The organism is Micromonospora aurantiaca ATCC 27029 (assembly GCF_000145235.1).
Lineage (GTDB): Bacteria > Actinomycetota > Actinomycetes > Mycobacteriales > Micromonosporaceae > Micromonospora > Micromonospora aurantiaca.
The window spans coordinates 5,879,644-5,899,992 of sequence record NC_014391.1; the positions used below are offsets into that span (position 1 = coordinate 5,879,644).

Below are 20,349 nucleotides of genomic sequence, written 5' to 3' on the forward strand. Positions count from 1 at the left end.
AAAAAATCCCGCCTTCTCCCCTGGCTAGCCGGTGTGACCAGGCAGAACGGGCAGCACTGACCTCGATCTTGTAGGTTGGGTGCCGTGGCGCGCAGCGTGTACCTGACCGGCGTTGGTTCGGGCGGGGGAAAATCGACAGTGGCGCTCGGCCTGGCCGAGTTGTTGTCCCGCCAGGTGGAACGGATAGGTGCGTTCCGGCCGCTCGTCGCCGGTGACGGCACCGACCCGATCCTCGCCCTGCTCACCGAGCGCTACCGGATGGAACTGCCGGTCGACGAGCTGTACGGCGCCACGTACGCCGAGGCGAGCGCGCTCGTCGCGGACGGCCGCCGGGAGGAGTTGATCTCCCGGATCGTCACCCGCTACCGGGAGGTCGAGCGGCGCTGCCCGGCGATAGTGGTGGTCGGCAGCGACTTCGCCTACGGCGACGGCACCGGCCCCCGTGAGCTGGCCTTCAACGCCCGGCTGGCGACCGAGTTCGGCAGCGTCGTGGTGCCCGTCGTGGACGGGTTCGGGCAGACGCCCGACACGATCGCGGCGGCGCTGCGCGGCGCGTACCACGATCTGGCCGACCTCGGCGCGACGGTGATCGCGGCGCTGGCCAACCGCGTGCCGGAGCCGATGACGCTGCCCGAACTGCCGGTGCCCGCGTACGCGATCCCCGAGGTGCCGACCGTGTCGGCGCCGACGGTGGCCGAGGTGGCGGCGGCGCTGCACGGCACGGTGCTCACCGGCGACGAGACCGCACTCGACCGCGACGTGCTCGACTACGTGGTGGGGGCGGCGCACGTGCCGACGCTGCTGGACCACCTCACCGACGGGGCGCTGGTGATCACCCCGGGCGACCGGGCGGACCTGCTGGTGGCCGCCGGCGCCGCGCACGTGGCCGGGCAGGTGTCGCTGGCCGGGCTGGTGCTCACGCTCGGCGAGCAGCCCGATCCGCGGGCCATGCGCCTGGTCGAGCGGATGAACACCGGGCTCCCCGTGCTGTCGGTGCCGAGCGACAGCTACGACACGGTGGCCGCGTCCAGCCGGATCGAGGGCCGCCCCAGCACCGCCAACCCGCGCAAGGTCGAGGCCGCGCTCGGCGCGTTCGAACGCTGCGTGGACACCGACGACCTGGCCCGCCGGTTGCGGGTCAGCCGGTCCGCGCGGGTCACCCCGCTGATGTTCGAGAACGACCTGATCGACAGGGCCCGCGCCCGGCGCCGCCGGCTGGTGCTGCCCGAGGGCGCGGACGAGCGGATCCTGCGCGCGACCGAGGTGCTGCTGCGCCGGGGCGTCGCCGAGATCACCCTGCTCGGCCGTCCGGACGAGATCGCCCGGCGGACCCGGGAACTCGGCGTCGACCTCGGTGACGCCCAGGTCGTCGACCCGGTGACCAGCCCGTGGCGGGACGAGTTCGCGCAGGCGTACGCGCAGTTGCGCGCCCACCGCGGCGTCACCGTGGAGCTGGCGCACGACATCGTGGCGCAGCCCAACTACTTCGGCACGATGATGGTGCAGACCGGTCATGCCGACGGCATGGTCTCCGGCGCCACCCACACCACAGCCGCCACCATCCGCCCGGCCTTCGAGATCATCCGGACCGTGCCCGGCGTCTCCGTCGCCTCCAGCGTCTTCTTCATGCTGCTCGCCGACCGGGTGCTGGTCTACGGCGACTGCGCCGTCAACCCCGACCCCGACGCCGACCAGCTCGCCGACATCGCCATCTCGTCGGCCGACACGGCGGCCCGGTTCGGCATCGAGCCGCGGGTGGCGATGCTGTCGTACTCCACCGGCAGCTCCGGCGCCGGCGCCGACGTGGAGAAGGTCGCGGCGGCCACCAAGCTGGTCCGGGAACGCCGGCCGGACCTGCTGGTCGAGGGTCCGATCCAGTACGACGCCGCGATCGACCCGCAGGTGGCGGCCACCAAGCTGCCGGACAGCCCGGTCGCGGGGCGGGCCACGGTGTTCATCTTCCCGGACCTGAACACGGGCAACAACACGTACAAGGCGGTGCAGCGGTCGGCCGGAGCGGTGGCGGTCGGGCCGGTCATGCAGGGCCTGCGGCGGCCGGTGAACGACCTGTCCCGCGGCGCCACAGTGCCGGACATCGTCAACACGGTGGCGATCACCGCCATCCAGGCCGCCGCGGAGGCGTCGGAATGAGCCGCATCCTGGTCCTCAACAGCGGATCCTCGTCGGTCAAGTACCGGCTGTACGACGGCGACGACGTCCTGGACAAGGGCACGGTCGAACGGATCGGCGAACCCGGCGGCGGGCCGGCCGACCACGAGAGCGCGGTCCGGGAGATCATCGGCCGGCTCGACCTGACCGGGCTGACCGGCGTCGGCCACCGGGTGGTGCACGGCGGGCGGAAGTTCAGCGCGCCGGTACGCATCGACGACGCGGTCGTCGCCGCGATCGAGGATCTGGTGCCGCTCGCGCCGCTGCACAACCCGGCCAACCTCGCCGGCATCCGGGTGGCCCGGGAGGCGCTGCCGGACGTCCCGCAGGTGGCCGTCTTCGACACCGCGTTCCACCACACGCTGCCCGAGGCCGCCGCCACGTACGCGATCGACAAGGCCATCGCCGAGCGGTACGGGGTGCGCCGCTACGGCTTCCACGGCACCTCGCACGCGTACGTCTCGCGTCGCGTCGCCGACCTGCTCGACCGCCCGTACGACCAGCTCAACACGATCACGCTGCACCTGGGCAACGGGGCGAGCGCGTGCGCCGTCCAGGGTGGGCGCAGCGTGGCCACCTCGATGGGCATGTCCCCGCTGGAGGGCCTGGTGATGGGCACCCGCAGCGGCGACCTCGACCCGACAGTCATCTTCCACCTGCGCCGCGAGGGCGGCATGGTGGTGGACGACATCGACGACCTGCTCAACCACCGCAGCGGCCTGCTCGGGCTGACCGGCGTCAACGACATGCGCGAGGTGCTGGCCCGCCGCGACGCCGGTGACCCGGACGCGACGCTGGCGTTCGACGTCTACTGCCGCCGGATCACCGGCTACGTCGGCGCGTACTACGCGCTGCTCGGCCGGGTCGACGCGATCGCGTTCACCGCCGGGGTCGGCGAGCACGCCGCGCCGGTACGGGCGGCGTCGCTGGCCGGACTGGAGCGGCTCGGTGTCGCCGTCGACCCGGCGCGCAACGATGGTCACGGCGACCGGCTCGTCTCCCCCGACGACGCGGAGGTGGCGGTGCTGGTGGTCGGCACCGACGAGGAGCGGGAGATCGCCCGCGAGACCCGCGAGGTGCTCGGCGTCTGACCGCCCGGCCCTCCGCGCGGCCGGGCCGGATCAGCCACGGTCAGCCCGGGTCAGCCGGGTCAGCTCGGGTCAGCCCAGGGCGATCCAGGCGACCAGGGCGACCACCACGACGGCGGCGACGGCCACGCCGGCGATCAGCGGCAGGCGGGACGGCGCCGACGCCGACGCGGCCGGCTCGGGAGAATCGACGAAAGCGCGGAACTGCGCGGTGTTGCCACTCGGGTCGGTGTAGTTCTCAGCCATGCGGCTGACCCTAGCGAAGCCGACCGGACCGGAATGTCCCGCCGGGCCGCCACCTGCGGATCCGGGTGGCGGGATCGGGCAAACCCGGCCACCCGGTGGAGGCGGGAGCCGCCCGGGTGGCGGCACCGACCGGCCCGGACGGCGGGCGCGGGCCGACCGCTCGGCTGCCTACCGTGCAGGTGTGAGGGGGCAGCGGCTGGTCGCCGCGCTGATGACGGCGCTGCTGGCCGGTTGCGGCCCGGCCGTGGCCACGCCCGACCCGGTCCCGGCCGCCGTCGGGCCCGCGCCGGAGCGCCCGTACTCGGTCGGGATGCGACAGTTCACGCTCGACCCGGACGGCAGGCGGCCGCTGCCGGTCACCGTCTGGTACCCGGCGCAACCGTCCCCCGCACCCCCTGACGTCGTCGACCCGCCGGTCGATCCCGCCGCCGGGTCCGACGTGTCCGGCCCGTCCGGGCCGCGCGCTGCGGCGGCCCTGCCGTCTCGCCCATCGGTCTTCGCGGCCCCCTCCGGCTCCGGCCGCGCCACACCGGCGAGCCCCGGCCCGGAGCGCGGACCGCGTGTGCGGCCGGGTGCGCCGTTCGCGGCCGGACGCTTCCCGGTGGTCCTCTACAGCCACGGGCTGCGCAGCCTGCCCGCCCTGCACGCCGCGCTGACCACCCGCTGGGCCGCCGCCGGGTTCGTGGTGGTCGCACCCACCTATCCGCGTACGAACCAGCGCGCCCGCGCCTACACCCGCGACGACGTGCGCAACCAGCCCGCCGACGCCTGGCGACTGATCCGTCATCTGGTCCGGCTGGGCGCCCGCCACGGGGATCCGCTCGGCGCGCACATGGCCGTGGACCGGTTCGCCGCCGCCGGGCACTCGGCCGGCGGGCACACCACGCTCGGCATGTTCGCCTCCGGGCAGCCGTCCCCGGTACGGGCCGGAATCGTGATCGCCGGTGGCCGGATGGTCGCCGGGCTCTCCCGCCCACTCGCACCGATGCTGTTCGTGCACGGGAGCGCCGACCGGATCGTGCCGGAGTCGATCGGCCGGGCCGCGTACGCCCGCTGCCTCGGGCCGGCCGCCTTCCTGAGCCTCACCGGCCAGGGCCACGGCGAGTACCTGACGCCGGGACGGCCCGGCTTCGCCCAGGTGCTCGCCACCACCACCGACTTCCTGCGCTGGACGCTCTACGCCGACCGCGCCGCCCTGCACCGCCTCCCCACCGACGCGACAGCGCCCGGCACCACCCTCACCACCCGCGCCCTCCCCACCTGAAGCGTCCCGCCCCCACCTCCCACCCTCCCCCTTGTCCCGTCGATCATGAAGTTGACGGCGTTCGCTGTCCGGTTTGTCGCCGCCAACTTCATGATCGACCGGGTCTGGGCGGGGGGTGAGGGTCTGGGCGGGCGGCGGGGTCCGGGCGGGGTGGGTAGCGTGCGCGGGGTGGACGGGGTGGCGGGCCGGCAGCTGAGGGCCATTCGGGAGGTCGTCGACGTCGCGGGCGCGTGCGGGATCGACGTGTGGCTGCGCGGGGGCTGGGCGATGGACTTCCACCTCGGCGAGGTGACCCGTCCGCATGTCGACGTCGACTGGTACTGCTGGCGGCGCGACGCCGAGACGCTGGCCGACCGGCTCGGCGCGCTCGGCTGGCGCCCCGACCCCCGGATGCCCGCCACGACGCAACTCGACCTGCTGCGCGACGACGTCGAGCTGAGCTTCGCGTACCTCGACCGGGACGCGGACGGCCGGGTCGTCGTCGGCGCCGGACCGTGGGCGGGCACCGCCCTGCCGGAAGGCATGCTGGCCGGGCCGCCCGGCCGGATCGGCACGCTCGCGGCACCGGTGATCAGCGTCGCCGCGCAGATCGAGTTCAAGGAGATGTTCCCGGTCTGGATGCCGGAACGCCAGCGCCGGGCCAAGGACGCCGCCGACCTGGCTCGTCTCCGGGCGTCAGCGGGCGGTCACCCGCCGCGCTGACCGGGCCTGGTAGCCGCGATCGCGAGGCACAATCGAGTTCATGCGCCGTCGTCCCGCCGCCCTGATCACCGCCGCCGTGCTCGGCGCCGCCCTCACCGGCTGCTCGGAGCAGCCCACCGCCCCGGCCGGGCGGCCCGCCCCCGACGCCCCACCGACCAGTGCCACGCCGGCGCAGCGCGTACCCGCCGGCAAGGCGCCCACGGAGAGCTTCGCGGTCGGCGTACGCCAGGTGAAGCTGAACCGCGACGGCGACCGGCCGTTGCCGGTGACGCTCTGGTACCCGGCGGCGGGCGCGGCCGGTGGCGCGGTCGAGCGTTCCGCCCCGGCGGCGGACGGGCGGTTCCCTGTGGTGCTGTTCAGCCACGGGCTCAGCGCCCGGCCGGAGGACTACCAGGCGCTGCTGACCCGCTGGGCGGCGGCCGGGTTCGTGGTCGCCGCGCCGCGTTTCCCGCACACCTCCCGGGGCACCGACGGCAACCCGCTGGACGTGCTCAACCAGCCGGCCGACGTGTCGTACGTGCTGACGCGCGTGCTCGCGCTGGGCGAGAAGGCGGGCGATCCGCTGCGCGGCCGGCTGGACCCGGAGCGGGTGGCCGCGACCGGGCACAGCGCCGGTGGCGTGACCACGATCGGGCTGTTCACCGCGGGCCGGGACGAGCGGCTGGACGCGGGCATCGTCTTCGCCGGCACCGCGCTCGGTGTGGGCACCGCGTTCGCCGGTGCCGCCGCGCCGCAGCTGTTCGTGCACGGCGAGGCCGACGAGGTGGTGTCGTACGCCGCCGGCAAGGCCGTGTACGACGTGGTGCCGTGGCCGAAGGCGATGCTCAGCCTGCCGAAGGGTGACCACGGCCGGGCGCTGCTCGGCGACGGCAAGGCGCTGGGCGTGGTCGCCGACACCACTGTCGAGTTCCTCCGCTGGACGCTCTACGGCGACCCGGCGGCGAAGAGGCGCCTCCCGGCCGACGCCGCCCGGGGCGGCCTGGCCACCCTCGACGATCGCCTGTAAGGAAGGGCCCCTTCTTAACGTCTCCGGTAGAGAAGGGGCCCCTTCTTAACAGGCCGTCCGCACGGCGCGCGCCGTCCGCGTCAGGCGGTGTGGTCGACGACCACCTTGCCGAAGACCTCACCGGAGTGCAGCCGGGCGAACGCCTCGGAGATCTCGCTGAACGGCACCACCCGGTCGACCACCGGGCGCACCTCGTGCTCGGCGCAGAACGCGAGCAGCTCGGTCAGCTCGTCCGGGGTGCCCATCGAGGTGCCGAGGATCTCCAGTTGCATGGCGAAGACCCGGCGCAGGTTGATCTTCGGCTCGTGCCCGGAGGTGGCGCCGGAGACCACGATCCGGGCCGTCGGGGCGGCCGACTTCAGCGAGTGGTCGAAGGTGGCCGCGCCGACCGTCTCGATCACCACGTCGACCCGTTCCGGCAGCCGTGCGCCGGGCTCCAGCGCGGTCGCGCCCAGCTCGGCGATCCGCTCCCGCTTGGCGGCGTCGCGGCTGGTCGCGTACACCCGCTTGCCGAGCGCGACGCCGAGCGCGACGGCCGCGGTGGCCACGCCACCGCCGGCGCCCTGGACCAGCACCGACTCGCCGTCGGCGACCCGGCCCTTGGTGGTCAGCATCCGCCAGGCGGTGAGCCAGGCCGTGGGCAGGCACGCCGCGTCGGTGGCCGACAGGCCGTCGGGCAGCGGCAGCAGGTTCATCCGGGGTACGGCGACACGCTCGGCGAACGTGCCCTGGTAGTGCTCGGAGAGGATGGAGACCCCGCGCGGGTCACCGGGGGTGGGCACCACCGGGTAGATGACCACCTCGTTGCCGTCCGGGTCGGTGCCGACCGCGTCGCAGCCCAGGATCATCGGGAGCTGGCCGGCGGTCAGGCCCACGCCGCGCAGCGACCAGAGGTCGTGGTGGTTGAGCGAGCTGGCCCGGACCTGCACGGTGACCCAGTCGTCCTGCGGGTGGGTCGGCTCGGGACGGTCGCCGACGGCGAGCGCGGCGAGCGGGTTGTCGGCGTCGAAGGCCGAGGCATAGGCAGCACGCATGATCGGCACGGTAACAAGCTGAGCAGCAGTTAAGAAGGGGCCCTTCCTCTACCGAAGGCGTTAGGAAGGGCCCCTTCCTTACATCTCAGCGGCGGGCGACCCCGTCGCGGCGGGCGGCCTCCGCGACGGCCTCGGCCACCGCCGGGGCGACTCGCGGGTCCAGCGGCGACGGCACGATCGCGTCGGCGGTCAGCGACTCGGCCACCACGCCCGCGATGGCGTCGGCGGCGGCCACCTTCATCGAGTCGGTGATCCGGGTGGCCCCGGCGTCCAGCGCACCCCGGAACACACCCGGGAACGCGAGCACGTTGTTGATCTGGTTCGGGTAGTCGCTGCGCCCGGTGGCGACCACCGCCACGTGCCGGGCGGCCACCTCGGGGTGCACCTCAGGGGTGGGGTTGGCCAGCGCGAACACGATGCCGCCGGGGGCCATGCCGGCCACCGCCGCCTCCGGGATCTGGCCGCCGGAGACGCCCACGAGCACGTCCGCGTCGCGCAGCGCCTCGGTGATGTCGCCCTGGCGGCCCTCGGCGTTGGTGAGCTCGGCCAGTTCGGCCTTGGTGCCGGTCAGCTCGCGGTGCCGGCCGATGATGCCGCGCGAGTCGCACACCACCACCCGGTCCGGGTCGACGCCGCCGGCGATCAGCATCTTGGTGACCGCCACCCCGGCCGCGCCCGCGCCGCTGACCGCCACCCGCAGGTCACCGAGCTTGCGGTTGAGCAGCGCCGCGGCGTTGCGCAGCGCGGCGAGCACCACGATCGCGGTGCCGTGCTGGTCGTCGTGGAAGACCGGGATGTCCAGCGCCTCGTCGAGCCGGCGCTCCACCTCGAAGCAGCGCGGGGCGCTGATGTCCTCCAGGTTGATCCCGCCGAACGAGGGCGCGAGCGCCTTGACCGTCGCCACGATCTCGTCCACGTCCTGGGTGTCCAGGCAGACCGGCACCGCGTCCACGCCGGCGAACTGCTTGAACAGCACCGCCTTGCCCTCCATCACGGGCAGCGCGGCGCGCGGGCCGATGTTGCCGAGACCGAGTACTGCGGAACCGTCGGTGACCACGGCGACGGTGTGCGACACCCAGGTGTAGGTGTCGACGAGCGCGGGGTCGGCGGCGATCGCCTCGCACACCCGGGCCACACCGGGGGTGTACGCGAGGGAGAGGTCCTCGCGGCTGGTCAGCGGCACTGTGGAGGCGACTGCCATCTTGCCGCCGACGTGCAGGCGGAAGACGGGATCGGCGGGGTCCGGGGTGGACGAAGACATGGTGACTCCAGGATCTGTCGAGCAGACGGACCGGCCGGCGTGGTCAGCGGTGGTCAGCGACCGGCGGCGCGGCGGTGCGGGGGTCACCCGGGCACTTTTCGAGCATAGTCACGCTTCGGCACCCAGTATGTGAGCGGGGTCATATCCGCTCCGGTCGTTACCGTCCCCTGACCCGTCCCGGACGCGGCCACCAGCGGGCCACCACCCGGCCCCGGACGTCGGCCACGCCGTACGCGCGGGAGTCGTCGGCGACGAACTCGTTGTCGCCGCGCAACCACCATCCGCCGTCGCGGGGTTCCACCGCCCGCTTGACGACGAGCAGGTCGGGACGGCTGCGGAACACGGCGACGACCACGTCGCCGGGGCGTACCGGCCGGCCTTTCGTGCGGACCAGCACCGCGTCGCCGTGACGCAGCGTCGGGGCCATGGACGGGCCGGTCACCAGCACCGGCACCAGCGGGCCGCGCAGGGCCGGAGGTTCACCGGTGGGCGCCATGTCACCTCCCAGCCCCGGAGGGCGTCTCCAGGAGTAATGTCGTCTTGGATCATCGCAAACAACCCATGGAGGACCCTGATGCGCCTTCCCCGCATCCTCACGCCCCGGGTGACGGCCAGCGCTCACTGCGACCTGCCCTGCGGCGTATACGACCCGGCCCAGGCCCGGATCGAGGCCGAGTCGGTCAAAATGATCTGCGAGAAGTACCAGGCCAACACCGACCCGGAGTTCCGCACCCGCGCCATCCTGATCAAGGAGCAGCGGGCGGAGCTGGTCAAGCACCACCTGTGGGTGCTCTGGACCGACTACTTCAAGGCGCCGCACTTCGAGAAGTACCCGCACCTGCACCAGCTGTTCAACGAGGCCACCAAGCTGGCCGGCGCGGCCGGCGCCAAGGGCGGCACCGACCCGGCCAAGGCCGACGAGCTGCTGGCGAAGATCGACGAGATCTCGAAGATCTTCTGGGAGACCAAGCAGGCGTGACGTCGCCCGACGGCACTCCGACGATCCGGCCGGTACGTCCCGAGGACGTACCGGCCGTCGTCGCCATGGTGCACGAACTCGCCGAGTACGAGCGCGCGCCCGAGCAGTGCCACCTCACCACGGCACAGCTCGACGCGGCGCTGTTCGGCCCGTCCCCGGCGCTGTACGGCCACGTCGCCGTCGACGCCTCGGACCAGCCGGTCGGCTTCGCGCTCTGGTTCCTCAACTTCTCCACCTGGGCCGGCGTGCACGGCATCTACCTGGAGGACCTCTACGTCCGCCCGGACGCCCGGGGCACCGGCGCGGGCCGGATGCTGCTCGCCACGCTGGCCGCGATCTGCGTGGAGCGCGGCTACCAGCGGCTGGAGTGGTGGATGATCCACTGGAACCCGGCGGCCCGCTTCTACGCCGCGATCGGTGCCACGCCGATGGACGAGTGGACGCCGTACCGCCTGGCCGGGCCGGCGTTGCACGAGCTAGCGACGCACGCGACGGCCGCGCCCACGCGCCCCGCCCGCTGACCGGGTAGAGTCCCGCACCGGGGGGAGGAGCCGTGACTCAACTGACCGGGCACCCGACGACCGATGACGACGTCGTCCACCTCACCGTGCCCGCCGACGGTGGTTACCTCGGCGTGCTCCGCACCGCCACGGCCGGCCTCGCGGCCCGGCTCCAGTTCGCCCTCGACGAGATCGAGGATCTGCGCATCGCCGTCGACGAGGCGTGCGCCATGCTGCTCGCCATCGCCACCCGCGACGCCGAGCTGGAGTGCCGGTTCGCGGTGACCGACGACGCCCTCACCGTCGAGGTGACGGTGCCGACGGTCCGGGGCGCCACGCTGCCGTCCGAGTCGTCGTTCGCCTGGAAGGTGCTGACCGCGCTGACCACCGGGGCGAACGCCCACGCATCAGGCGGCCGGGCCACCATCTCGCTGCTGACCCGCCGCGCCGGCGGCTTCTGACCGATGCGCGGCTTCTGACCGACGCGCGGCCACGGCCCGGCGGCGTCCAGACCCGGCTGCGCCCCAGGCCCGGCTGCGGTCCAGAAAGGGCCGCGTCAAGACCGGGCGGCGCTCAGCGGGCCGACTCGCCGAATCCCAGCGCGCGGTTCGTCGGACCGCTCACCAGCAGCCCGACCATGCCGATCCCGAGCGCCATCAGCGGCACCCCGAGCCAGCCCATGCCGCCCTCGATCATGAACCAGCCGACCGGCAGCAGCATGAGCTGGAGCACGATCGCCGGCGCACGAGCCCCGGCTCGGCGGCGGGACAGCGCGCCGCCGAGCGCCCAGAGCGCCACCGCGCCGCCGACGGCGAAGACGGTCACCAGCAGCGCCGAGGTCAGATCCGTCGTGTCGGCGGTGAGGTCGGACCAGATGAGCCACACCGCGATCAGCCCCAGCGCCACCGCCTGGGCACGTAGCAGGAGCACCGCGGCGCGCAGCGTGCCGGGGAGCGGGTCGGAGTCGATCGTCACGGGCGCCACGATACCGGTGGGTAGTCGCGGTACAGTGCCGCCCATGCGGGCCGTCCTGGTGGTCAATCCGAAGGCCACCACCACCAGCGAGCGCAGCCGGGACGTGCTGGTCCGGGCGTTGCGCAGTGAAGTCGACCTGTCGGTGCGCTACACCCGCCGACGGGGCCACGCCACGGATCTGGCCCGGGAGGCCGCCCAGGAGGGCGTCGACCTGGTCGTCACGCTCGGCGGTGACGGCACCGTCAACGAGGTGGTGAACGGCCTGATGGCGGCGGAGCCGCCGACGTTCCGTACCGGACAGACCTCGGCCGAGCGGCTGCCCGCGCTGGCCACCGTGCCGGGCGGTTCGACGAACGTGTTCGCCCGCGCGCTCGGGCTGCCCCGGGAGTGGCCGGACGGCACCAGCATGATCCTGGAAGGGCTGCGACTGGGCCGGTCCCGCACGATCGGGCTGGGCCGTGCGGACGACCGCTACTTCACGTTCTGCGCCGGCTTCGGGCTGGACGCGGCCGTCATCCGCCGGGTGGAGCAGGCCCGCAAGAAGGGGCGCGTCTCCACCCCGGCGCTCTACTTCCGTTCCACAGCGAGTCAGTACTTCGTCGGCTCGGACCGCCGCCACCCGTCGATCACGCTGGAGCGCCCGGGTGAGGCGCCCGCGACGGAGTTGGCCACGGCGATCATCCAGAACACCGCGCCGTGGACGTACCTGGGCGACCGCGAGATCAACCCGAACCCGGAGGCGTCGTTCGATCTCGGGCTCGACGTGCTCGCGTTGCGGCGGCTGCGGGTCGCCAGCACGGCCCGTACGGCGGTGCAGTTCTTCTCGAAGCAACCGGATCCGCACGGCAAGCAGGTGTTGCGGCTGCACGACGTGGCGGAGTTCACGCTGGTCTCGGACCGGCCGTTGCCGTTCCAGCTGGACGGGGACTACCTCGGCGAGCGGGAGAAAGTCCGATTCACATCCGTACCGGCCGCACTGAGAGTAATCTGCTAGGTCTCGGGTATCCCAGTCGGTTGACGCGGACCGCCCGCCGCGCGGGCGCGGTGGCCGCCACGCCGAGGAAGGGTGCCGGAAATGTCAGCAACGTCACGCAGACCGTACTACATTGATTATCGACTGTGGCACGCCGGGTAACCAGGGCTCTGGCAAACCCGGACAAATGGGTGGTGAGCCCGCTCACTGTTCGGAGTTTTTCCGAGCGTCACCCTTGACATCGCTGTAGTTCGTGAAAGTATTCACAAGCGAACTCGTGTTGCCGGGACATTGCCTGGATATGCTCGTTCGGTTGAGCTGTTCCAGCAGGTCCGGGCATCCCACAGCCTGCTCACGCTGCGCCGAATTGATGGATGCTGACCGTCACCATTCGGCAATGCGGACGCATATAGAAATAGCAACAACGAAGCGTTATCTGGCCACCCACTAAGAATGAGGAGTGTTGCCGCCATGGACTGGCGCCACGATTCGGTCTGCCGCGACGAGGACCCGGAGCTGTTCTTCCCGATCGGGACGTCCGGCCCGGCCCTCCTTCAGGTGGAGCAGGCGAAGGCCGTCTGCCGGCGCTGCCCCGTGACCGACCAGTGCCTGCAGTGGGCGCTGGAGTCCGGTCAGGACGCCGGCGTCTGGGGTGGGATGAGCGAAGAGGAGCGTCGCGCGGTGAAGCGCCGCGGCGGCCTCCGGGTGCTGCGCGCTCACTCCGCCTGACCCGTACACGCTGACCGCCCCGGCCGGGATTCCGGCCGGGGCGTTCTGCTGTCCCGGACCGGGTCAGCCCGCCACCGCCTCCACCCGCCGCCGGACCAGGTCCGCCAGCTCCGGCAGGTCGGTCAGGGGGTCCGCCACCGCCACCGCGCCGGCCGACCGGGCCGACGCGCGTACCCCGTCGTGGAACCGGCCCGGCGCCAGGAAGTAGGCGGCCACCGCGACCCGGCGGGCGCCCGCGGCGCGCAGTCGCGTGACCGCGCCGCCGACCTCCGGGGGCGCCGCCGAGGCGTACGAGACGCGGCAGGGCACTCCGAGCCCGGCGCCGAACGCCGCGGCGACCCGGCCCACCGAGGCGCGCGCCGCCGGATCCCGGGTACCGGCCGCCGCCAGCACCACCGCGTCCAGACCACCCGGCCCGTCACCGGTCGCCTCCGCCAGACGGCGGCGCAGCCCGTCCAGCAGCCCGCCGTCCACCCCGCCGCCGGTCGGCCCCAGCACGTCCGTCACCCGTACCTCGATGTCCGCGCCGGCCGCCGCGACCGCCGCCGGGATGTCCACCTTCCGGTGGTACGCGGCGGTCAGCAGCAGCGGCACCAGGACCGCCCGGGAGTGACCGGCGTCGGCCAGCCCGCGCAGCACCTCGGCCGGCCCGGGATCGGTGTGGTCGAGCCAGCTCGGCAGCACCGGACGGCCGGGGCAGGTGTCCGCCACGGCCCGGGCCAGCGCCCGGGTCGCCTCCGCCGCACGCGGGTCACGGCTGCCGTGCGCCACCAGCACCACCGGCGGCCCGGCGCTCAGGTGTGCAGGCCGCACTCGGTCTTCTCGAACATCGCCCAGCGCCCGGCGCGCGGGTCCTCCCCCGCCTTCGTCCGCCGGGTGCACGGCCAGCAGCCGATCGAGCCGTAGCCGCGGGCGAACAGCTCGTTGACCGGGATGTCGTACCGGGCCACGTAGGCGTCCACCTCCCGCTGCGTCCAGGCCGCTATCGGGTTCACCTTGACCTTGCCGCGCCGCGCGTCGAAGCCCACCACCGGCGTGTTCGCCCGGGTCGGCGACTCGTCCCGGCGCAGCCCGGCGGCCCAGGCGTCGTACCCGGACAGCGCCCGCTCCAGCGGCTCCACCTTGCGCAGCTGGCAGCAGTCGTCCGGGGACCTGTTGAACAGGCGCGGACCGTACTGGCCGTCCTGCTGCCCCACAGTCATCCGCGGCCGGATCGAGCGCACCCGCACCGGCATCCGCCGGGCCACCTCGTCGCGGACCCGCAGCGTCTCCGGGAAGTGCAGGCCGGTGTCCAGGAACACCACGTCGACGCCGGGCGCGACCCGGGAGACCAGGTGCGCCACCACGCCGTCGGCCATCGAGCTGGTCACGCAGAACCGCTCGCCGAACGTCTCCACCGCCCACCGGGCGATCTCGATCGCGGGCGCGTCGGCCAGCTCCCGGCCGGCCTCCTCGGCCAGCGCGCGCAGCTCCTCCGGGTCGCGGCGCGTCGGCTCGGCCGCGCCGATCAGGCCGAGGCCGGCGGCGGAGACGAGGCCGCTCACCGGGTCACCGCCCGGCTCAGCAGGCCGGTGAACTTCACCGCGAAGACCCGCGCGCAGGCGTGGCACTCCCAGGCGCCGTGCCCGGCCTCGTGCGGTCGCAGGTCCTCCTCGCCGCAGTACGGGCAGTAGAGAGGCGCAGATCGGGCATCGCTCATCGGAGCTCCTCCTCGTCGGCTCTGATCACCCAGTTGGCGAACGTCTCACCCTCGGTCCGGCCGGCCAGGTAGCGGCGGGCGAGCCGTTCCACGTACTCCGGAAGCTCCTCGGCGGTGGTCTTCAGACCGCGCAGCTTGCGGCCGAAGCCGGCGGTCTGCCCCTGCGCCATGCCGAGGCCGCCGCCGAGGTGCACCTGGAAGCCCTCGACCTGCCGGCCGTCCGGGCCGACCACGAGCTGGCCCTTGAGCCCGATGTCGGCGACCTGGGTGCGGGCGCAGGCGTTCGGGCAGCCGTTGAGGTGGATGGAGATGTCCGCGTCGAAGTCGCGCAGCCGCTCCTCCAGGCGGGCGACCAGCTCCTCACCGCGCCGCTTGGTCTCGACGATGGCGAGCTTGCAGAACTCGATGCCGGTGCAGGCCATCGTGCCGCGCCGCCAGGCCGACGGCCGGGCCTCCAGGCCGATCCCGCGCAGCGCCGCGACCAGCGAGTCGGTCCGCTCCGGCGCCACGTCCAGCACGAGCAGCTTCTGGTACGGCGTGAGCCGCACCCGGTCGCTGCCGTGCGCCTCGACCACGTCGGCGAGCTGCGCCAGCTGGGTTCCGGACACCCGGCCCACCACCGGGGCCGCGCCCACGTAGTTCGCGCCGTCACTCTGCCGGTGCACGCCGATGTGGTCGACCGGCTTCGCCGGCAGGTCGGCGGCCGGACCGTCGAGCAGCGTGCGGCCCAGGTACTCCTTCTCCAGCACCTCCCGGAAGCGCTCCACGCCCCAGTCGGCGACCAGGAACTTCAGCCGGGCCCGGTTGCGCAGCCGACGGTAGCCGTAGTCGCGGAAGATGCCGACCACACCGGCCCACACGTCCGGTACCTCGTTCAGCGGCACCCAGACGCCGAGCCGCTTGGCGAGCATCGGGTTGGTGGAGAGCCCGCCGCCGACCCACACGTCGAACCCGGGCCCGTGCTCCGGGTGCTCCACGCCGAGGAACGCGATGTCGTTCGCCTCGTACGGCGTGTCGACCAGCCAGGAGATCGAGGTCTTGAACTTGCGGGGCAGGTTGGAGTACGCCTTGTCGCCGACGTACCGGCGGACGATCTCGTCGATCGCCGGCGTCGGGTCGAGCACCTCGTCCCGGGCCACCCCGGCGACCGGGCTGCCCAGCACGATCCGGGGGCAGTCGCCGCACGCCTCGGTGGTCTGCAGGCCGACCGCCTCCAGCCGGCGCCAGATCTCCGGCATGTCCTCGACCCGGATCCAGTGGTACTGGATGTTCTGCCGGTCGGTGATGTCGGCGGTGTCCCGGGCGAACTCGCGGGAGATGTCCGCGATCACGCGGAGCTGGGCCAGGTTGAGCTGGCCGCCGTCCACCCGTACCCGGAGCATGAAGAACTCGTCCTCCAGCTCGTGCGGCTCCAGCACCGCGGTACGCCCGCCGTCGATGCCGGCCTTGCGCTGGGTGTAGAGGCCCCACCAGCGGAACCGGCCGCGCAGGTCCTGCGGGTCGATCGAGGCGAAACCGTTGTGGGCGTAGATGTTCTCGATCCGGTCCCGCACGTTCAGCGGGTCGTCGTCCTTCTTGATCCGCTCGTTGGGGTTGAGCGGCTCACGGTGTCCGAGCGCCCACTGCCCCTCGCCGCGTGGCCGGCGGGGCGCACGGGCGGCAGGCGCCGGGGTGTCGGGACGGGTCGGGGTGCTGCTGACCGCCATCGCGGCGTCCTCCATGGTCTGCTGCGGTGCCTGGAGCGCGGACGCGGCGGCCGGCCCTGGAGAGGGCCGTGGACGGCGATGTCGATGACGGCCGGCGCGAGTACGCGCCCGAGACGGAAAGGTCGGGCGTCGTCAGTGGGCCGGACAGATCGCGCTGCGCACGCGGCCGTAATCGACGTGGCGACGAGCCACGAAGCGGCGGACGACAGCGGCGGTCATGTGCCTCATGCTGCCACACCACGCCCCGCACGACCACAGCTCCGCACTGTGATCCCACATCACGGGCCCACCACCCCCACATCGACCCCCATCCCCCTCCCCGCCCTCTCCCCGGTGATCAAGGAGTTAGCGTCCCCCAACCCACCACCCCGGGCCGCAATCTCCTTGGTCAACAAGCTCAACCCCACCCACCCGCTCCATTGATCATGAAGTTGGCGGGGACAAAAGGGACGGTGCGTGCCGTCAACTTCATGATCGACCGGGTCCGGGCGTGGGGCCGGGGCGAGGGCCGGGTCGGGGGGCCGGGTGGGTGGGAATCGGTGGAGCGGACGGGCGGGAAGGGCTGGGCGTGTGAGGCTGCGGGGGTGAGGAGGTTCGCGCCCGCGTCCGTCCGCAGCCGGCCGGGTCCGGTGGTGTGGGTGATACCCGGACTGCTCACGCTCGCTGTGACACTGACCGGCATCGGGCACGCCCAGCCGTGGCGGGACGAGCTGGCGACCTGGAGCGCCGCCATTCGCCCGGTACCGGACCTGGTCCGGATGACCCGCACGATCGACGCCGCTACCGGGCCGTACTACCTGCTCGTGCACGGCTGGACCGCCCTGGCCGGCGCGTCGCCGACCGCGCTGCGGCTGCCTTCGGCGCTGGCCATGGCGGTGGCCGCCGCGCTCACCGCCCGCCTCGGCGCAGTGCTTGTCGGCCGGAGGGCCGGGCTGCTGGCCGGACTGCTGTTCGCGGTGCTGCCGGTCACCTCGCGGTACGGCCAGGAGGCCCGCCCGTACGCCCTCGCCACGCTGTTCGCCGTGCTGGCCACGCTGTTGCTGGTCGAGGCGCTGCGCCGGCCGACCTGGCGACGCTGGGCCGGGTACGCCCTCGCCGTCGCCGCGCTCGCCCTGCTCCACCTGATCGCGCTCACCCTGCTCGCCGCCCACGCCGTGGTGGTGCTGCTGACCGCCGCACGTGGCCCCGCGGCGGTCGTCGATCCGCCCGGCCGGTCCCGAGCCGAGATGCCCGACGCGAGCCGGCCATGCCGCAGACACCCGTGGCGTTCCACCCAGCCACGAGATCGAGCGCCGGTGGAACGCCACGGGTGTCACGGCGCCCCGCAGACACCCGCGGCGCTCCACCCAGCCACGAGATCGAGCGCCGGTGGAACGCCACGGGTGTCTCCCGGGAGCAGGGAGCACGGCACGGACGCGCCGGAAGCGGAACGGCAGGACGTGACCGGCGAGGCTCGGGAGGGGTCGGCGCCCGGCCGACGGGTGCTGGCCGGGTGGCTGCTGGCGCTGGTGCCGGTCGTCGTGCTCGTCACCCCACTGGCGCTGGTGGCGCGGGGGCAGCGTGGACGGCAACTCGACTGGGTGGACCCGGCGCGCCTGCCCGACCTGGCGGCGTTGCCGGGCGCGCTGGCGCAGAGCGGTGTCGTCGGCGGGTTCGTGCTCGCGCTCGCGGCGCTCGGCGCGGCCCGGCTGGGTCGCCGGGCGCTGCTGCCGGTCGCCGCCGTGCTGCTGCCGGTGGTGCTGGTCTTCGCCGCCGGAACGATTGTGCCGCTGTGGGTGACCCGCTACCTCGTCTTCACCGTGCCGTTCGCCTGTGTACTTGCCGGCGCCGCGCTGGCTGCCGCGCGGGTCACTCCCGCGCCAGCCCGAACGCCGGGAACAGCGACGCCCGCCGAACCCGAGCGCACGGCGACACCCGCCGCAGCCGGCCGCACTGCCGCGCCCGCGGAAGCAGAGCAAGGACCGACGTCGCCGCGCGGACGGATCGCGGCGGGAATCGCGGTGGTGGTCCTGGCCGGGCTGCTCGGGCTGCCCGACCAGGTGGCCCTGCGCCGTACCCACGAGTGGCCGCGCAGCGCACCCGTCGACTACGCGGGCGCGGCCGGGATCATCCGCGCCGAGCAGCGGCCGGGCGATGCGATCGTCTACTCGCCCCGGGACGGGTGGCTGTTCCCGGATCTCGGCATGGCGTACCACATGGGGCGGAGGCTGCCGCGCGACGTGCTCGTGGTCCGCGACCAGCGGCAGGACGCGAGCCTCTGGGCCGTGGAGTGCGACGACCCGGCGCGGTGCCTGGCCGGGGTGGACCGGGTGTGGCTGGTGGTCACCGGCCGCCGCCCCGACCCGCCGGCGGCGGTGCCTGGCGCGAAGGGCGACGCGCTGCGCGCGGGCTACACGGTGCGGCAGGTGTGGCCGCGGCCGGGGATCACGGTGGCCCTGCTCGTCCGGTGAGGCGGTCGGTGGTGCCGCGGGCCAGCGGTACGACGATGGCCGCCTCGGTGCCGCCGTCGGCGCCGTTGCGCAGGTCGATGGTGCCGCGCAGCTCGCCGGTGACGAGCGCCCGGACGATCTGGAGGCCCAGGTTGCCGCCGCGTTCGGCGTCGAACTGCTCGGGCAGCCCTCGGCCGTTGTCGGTGACAGTGACGTGCAGTTGCTTGCGGGCCCGGTGCGCGGAGACCACCACTTCGGGCCGGGGCGCGGAGACCACGGCCTCGGGCCGGGCCGCGTCCCCGGGCGACGGGGCAGCGGCCTCCTCGTCGGCCGGCGGGAAGCCGTGTTCGACGGCGTTGAGCAGCAGTTCGTTGAGCACCATCACCAGCGAGGTGGCGATCTCGGCGGGCAGTACGCCGAAGGTGCCGCGGCGGCGCATGCCCACGCTCACCTCGGTGGCGGCGACCTCGGTGGCGGCGCTGGCGACCCGGTCCACGATGCCGTCGAACTCGACCGCCTCGTCGCTGGACATGGAGAGCGTCTCGTGCACGAGCGCGATCGAGGCGACCCGGCGTACCGACTCTTCGAGCGCCACCCGCGCCTCGGGCATGGCGACCCTCCGGGCCTGGAGGCGCAGCAGCGCGGCGACGGTCTGGAGGTTGTTCTTCACCCGGTGGTGGATCTCCCGGATGGTGGCGTCCTTGGTGATCAGGGCGCGGTCGCGGCGGCGTACCTCGGTGATGTCGCGGACCAGCACCAGCGCGCCGATCGGCACTCCGGCGGGCATCAGCGGCAGCGCCCGGGTGAGCATGGTGGCGCCCCGCGCGTCGATCTCCCGGCGGGGTGGCGCCTCGCCGCGCAGCGCGGCGAGCACGGCGTTGCCGGCATCGGTGCCTTCGAGTGGGTCGCCGGCGAGCCGGCGATGCAGCTTGGCCAGATCCTCCCCGACGAGGTGGGAGGCGTAGCCGAGGCGGCGGTACGCGGACTGCGCGTTCGGGCTGGCGTAGGTGACCTTGCCGTTGGCGTCGAGCCGCACCAGACCGTCGCCGACCCGGGGCGCCGAGGTGGTCTCGCCGGGGTGCCGGGGCGGCGGGAACGTGCCGTCGGCGATCATCTGGGCGAGGTCGTCGGCCGTGGTCAGGTAGTTCAGTTCGAGCTGGCTCGGGGTGCGCGCGGTGGACAGGTTGGTGTCCCGGCCCACCACGGCGATCACCTCGCCGGCTTCACCGTCGCCGGTGCGCAGCCGGACCGGGATCGCCTCGTGGCGGGCCGGGACGTCGCCGTACCAGACCGGGTCGCCCTCGCGCCAGATCCGTCCCTGCCGGTGGGCCACCTCCAGGTGGGCCACCTCGGCCCCGCCGACGATGCGCCCGACCTGGTCGTCCAGGTAGGCGGTCGGCGCGGTGGTGGGACGGACCTGGGCCACGCAGAGGAACGTGCCGTCACCGTCCACCGGCACCCAGAGCAGCAGGTCGGCGAAGGACAGGTCGGACAGCAGCTGCCAGTCGCCGGCGATCCGGTGCAGGTGGTCGATGTCGGCCGGGCGGAGCGCGGTGTGCTCCTCGGCGAGGTCACGGAGGGTGGACACG

The 20,349-nt window shown here is 73.6% G+C and carries 21 protein-coding genes; 11 read left to right on the forward strand and 10 right to left on the reverse strand.

The window, feature by feature from the left end; all coding sequences use genetic code 11:
• The first annotated feature begins 75 nt into the window (after positions 1 to 75).
• Positions 76 to 2,151: a phosphate acetyltransferase gene (gene pta, locus MICAU_RS26070; protein ID WP_085985949.1), complete on the forward strand. Its 2,076-nt coding sequence runs from the start codon at positions 76 to 78 to the stop codon at positions 2,149 to 2,151.
• Positions 2,148 to 3,260, forward strand: a complete 1,113-nt coding sequence (locus tag MICAU_RS26075; protein ID WP_013288345.1) for an acetate/propionate family kinase — start codon at positions 2,148 to 2,150, stop codon at positions 3,258 to 3,260. The genes pta and MICAU_RS26075 overlap by 4 nt, the downstream gene beginning before the upstream one ends.
• Positions 3,261 to 3,329: 69 nt before the next feature.
• Here MICAU_RS26075 and MICAU_RS32775 read toward each other — a convergent pair whose 3' ends face one another.
• Entirely contained in the window at positions 3,330 to 3,503 is a 174-nt protein-coding gene (locus MICAU_RS32775) for a hypothetical protein (protein WP_013288346.1), read from the reverse strand.
• 181 nt (positions 3,504 to 3,684) lie between these two features.
• Between MICAU_RS32775 and MICAU_RS33500 the strand changes: the two genes are divergently transcribed.
• The 3 genes from MICAU_RS33500 to MICAU_RS26090 all read left to right on the forward strand — a co-directional run bounded on the left by MICAU_RS33500 (position 3,685) and on the right by MICAU_RS26090 (position 6,475).
• Positions 3,685 to 4,767 (forward strand): alpha/beta hydrolase family protein, encoded by a 1,083-nt coding sequence (locus MICAU_RS33500; protein ID WP_013288347.1) that lies wholly within the window; start codon positions 3,685 to 3,687, stop codon positions 4,765 to 4,767.
• 159 nt (positions 4,768 to 4,926) lie between these two features.
• Positions 4,927 to 5,469 carry a nucleotidyltransferase domain-containing protein gene (locus tag MICAU_RS26085; protein ID WP_030271861.1) on the forward strand — a complete coding sequence of 181 codons (543 nt, stop codon included), beginning with the start codon at positions 4,927 to 4,929 and terminating at the stop codon, positions 5,467 to 5,469.
• Between the two features lie 40 nt (positions 5,470 to 5,509).
• Entirely contained in the window at positions 5,510 to 6,475 is a 966-nt protein-coding gene (locus MICAU_RS26090; protein WP_013288349.1) for an alpha/beta hydrolase family protein, read from the forward strand.
• A gap of 80 nt (positions 6,476 to 6,555) precedes the next feature.
• Here MICAU_RS26090 and MICAU_RS26095 read toward each other — a convergent pair whose 3' ends face one another.
• From MICAU_RS26095 to MICAU_RS26105, 3 genes are all read right to left on the reverse strand, one after another.
• A complete protein-coding gene (locus tag MICAU_RS26095) occupies positions 6,556 to 7,518 on the reverse strand; it encodes a zinc-binding dehydrogenase (RefSeq protein ID WP_047894354.1) in 963 nt (320 codons plus the stop codon).
• Positions 7,519 to 7,594: 76 nt separating this feature from the next.
• Positions 7,595 to 8,770, reverse strand: a complete 1,176-nt coding sequence (locus MICAU_RS26100) for an NAD(P)-dependent malic enzyme (protein ID WP_013288351.1) — start codon at positions 8,768 to 8,770, stop codon at positions 7,595 to 7,597.
• A 157-nt stretch (positions 8,771 to 8,927) separates the two neighbouring features.
• On the reverse strand, positions 8,928 to 9,266 hold the full coding sequence (locus MICAU_RS26105) for a S26 family signal peptidase (RefSeq protein ID WP_013288352.1): 339 nt from the start codon (positions 9,264 to 9,266) through the stop codon (positions 8,928 to 8,930).
• A gap of 78 nt (positions 9,267 to 9,344) precedes the next feature.
• Between MICAU_RS26105 and sodN the strand changes: the two genes are divergently transcribed.
• Genes sodN through MICAU_RS26120 form a run of 3 tightly spaced genes read left to right on the forward strand, consistent with a single transcriptional unit; the run spans position 9,345 to position 10,710 of the window.
• Positions 9,345 to 9,749 (forward strand): superoxide dismutase, Ni, encoded by a 405-nt coding sequence (gene sodN, locus MICAU_RS26110; protein ID WP_013288353.1) that lies wholly within the window; start codon positions 9,345 to 9,347, stop codon positions 9,747 to 9,749.
• A complete protein-coding gene (locus MICAU_RS26115) occupies positions 9,746 to 10,270 on the forward strand; it encodes a GNAT family N-acetyltransferase (protein ID WP_013288354.1) in 525 nt (174 codons plus the stop codon). Before sodN ends, MICAU_RS26115 begins: the two co-directional genes overlap by 4 nt.
• Before the next feature lie 32 nt (positions 10,271 to 10,302).
• Positions 10,303 to 10,710: an ATP-binding protein gene (locus MICAU_RS26120; protein ID WP_013288355.1), complete on the forward strand. Its 408-nt coding sequence runs from the start codon at positions 10,303 to 10,305 to the stop codon at positions 10,708 to 10,710.
• A gap of 112 nt (positions 10,711 to 10,822) precedes the next feature.
• On the opposite strand, the gene MICAU_RS26125 is transcribed toward MICAU_RS26120, so the two are convergent.
• Complete coding sequence (locus MICAU_RS26125; RefSeq protein WP_041799346.1) at positions 10,823 to 11,224, reverse strand: hypothetical protein; 402 nt, start codon at positions 11,222 to 11,224, stop codon at positions 10,823 to 10,825.
• Positions 11,225 to 11,267: 43 nt separating this feature from the next.
• Between MICAU_RS26125 and MICAU_RS26130 the strand changes: the two genes are divergently transcribed.
• Together MICAU_RS26130 and MICAU_RS26135 are read left to right on the forward strand one after the other, a co-directional pair.
• A complete protein-coding gene (locus MICAU_RS26130) occupies positions 11,268 to 12,218 on the forward strand; it encodes a diacylglycerol/lipid kinase family protein (protein WP_030271872.1) in 951 nt (316 codons plus the stop codon).
• Between the two features lie 450 nt (positions 12,219 to 12,668).
• The gene (locus tag MICAU_RS26135) at positions 12,669 to 12,926 is read left to right on the forward strand and encodes a WhiB family transcriptional regulator (protein WP_013288358.1); all 258 of its coding nucleotides are present in this window, start codon (positions 12,669 to 12,671) and stop codon (positions 12,924 to 12,926) included.
• 63 nt (positions 12,927 to 12,989) lie between these two features.
• Here MICAU_RS26135 and MICAU_RS26140 read toward each other — a convergent pair whose 3' ends face one another.
• From MICAU_RS26140 to MICAU_RS26150, 4 genes are read right to left on the reverse strand one after another with little or no spacing between them, the layout of a single operon-like run.
• Positions 12,990 to 13,739, reverse strand: coding sequence for a sirohydrochlorin chelatase (locus tag MICAU_RS26140; protein ID WP_041799111.1), 750 nt, complete (start codon positions 13,737 to 13,739; stop codon positions 12,990 to 12,992).
• Positions 13,721 to 14,470 carry a phosphoadenylyl-sulfate reductase gene (locus MICAU_RS26145; protein WP_013288360.1) on the reverse strand — a complete coding sequence of 250 codons (750 nt, stop codon included), beginning with the start codon at positions 14,468 to 14,470 and terminating at the stop codon, positions 13,721 to 13,723. Before MICAU_RS26145 ends, MICAU_RS26140 begins: the two co-directional genes overlap by 19 nt.
• A complete protein-coding gene (locus tag MICAU_RS32780) occupies positions 14,467 to 14,625 on the reverse strand; it encodes a hypothetical protein (protein ID WP_013288361.1) in 159 nt (52 codons plus the stop codon). Before MICAU_RS32780 ends, MICAU_RS26145 begins: the two co-directional genes overlap by 4 nt.
• Positions 14,622 to 16,331, reverse strand: a complete 1,710-nt coding sequence (locus tag MICAU_RS26150; RefSeq protein ID WP_013288362.1) for a nitrite/sulfite reductase — start codon at positions 16,329 to 16,331, stop codon at positions 14,622 to 14,624. The genes MICAU_RS32780 and MICAU_RS26150 overlap by 4 nt, the downstream gene beginning before the upstream one ends.
• A gap of 584 nt (positions 16,332 to 16,915) precedes the next feature.
• On the opposite strand from MICAU_RS26150, the gene MICAU_RS26155 reads away from it, so the two are divergent.
• Positions 16,916 to 18,781: a glycosyltransferase family 39 protein gene (locus tag MICAU_RS26155; RefSeq protein ID WP_041799112.1), complete on the forward strand. Its 1,866-nt coding sequence runs from the start codon at positions 16,916 to 16,918 to the stop codon at positions 18,779 to 18,781.
• On the opposite strand, the gene MICAU_RS26160 is transcribed toward MICAU_RS26155, so the two are convergent.
• On the reverse strand, positions 18,756 to 20,348 hold the full coding sequence (locus MICAU_RS26160) for a PAS domain-containing sensor histidine kinase (protein WP_013288364.1): 1,593 nt from the start codon (positions 20,346 to 20,348) through the stop codon (positions 18,756 to 18,758). The genes MICAU_RS26155 and MICAU_RS26160 overlap by 26 nt on opposite strands.
• Between the last annotated feature and the right edge of the window lies 1 nt (position 20,349).